At 59.1% G+C, this 599-nt stretch carries 1 protein-coding gene; it reads right to left on the bottom strand.

Annotated features, from left to right (window positions below):
* Nucleotides 1–96: 96 nt before the first annotated feature.
* Nucleotides 97–599 (bottom strand): SIMPL domain-containing protein (locus tag AC1DRJ_RS31650; protein ID WP_477805565.1); only part of this gene is annotated, 503 nt, incomplete at its 5' end.

The following is a 599-nucleotide window of genomic DNA, read 5'->3' as shown; positions in this document are numbered from 1 at the left end:
GTCTTCGGCCGCTCCTACAGGGGCGCAGTTTTGGGTGGGCAACAAAAAACGGCGATCACTCCAGTGATCGCCGTTTTTGTGTACGGGGTTATCGAATCAAGGCATCAACACTTCAATCGCCCCATCCGCCGTCATGCTGACCTGACTCGTCCCCGCCTCAACATCAGGAGTCACCGGCGCTGCATCCATCGCGGCGGCTTTCATCATCATCGGCCCGCGCATGTACGGTTGTGGGTAACCGTTGCTGTTCAGGTTCAGGTTAACGATTTTGTAGCTTTTGCCACCCAACGCATCCGTTGCCAATTGCGCGCGAGCCTTGAAGGCGGTCACGGCTTCTTTCAGCAGTGCGTCTTCACTGGCCTTGCGCGTCGGCGTGGCGATGGCGAAGTCCATGCCGCCCATTTTCAGGTCGGTGAGCAGTTCGCCGGTCAGTTTCGACAGGGCGGCGAAGTCCGAGCTTTCCAGGCGCAGTTCGGCGCGTTCACGCCAGCCGGTGATTTTCTGGCCCTTGGTGTCGTAGATCGGGTAACTGTTGCGGCTGCCCTGGCGCAGGGTGATGTCTTTGACCTGTTTAGCCTGGGCCAGCGCCTTGTTCATGG

The sequence above is a fragment of the Pseudomonas sp. P5_B2 genome (assembly GCF_056400445.1).
Note: the sequence above shows the minus strand (reverse complement) of the source record. Positions and strands in the feature narration are given on the sequence as shown.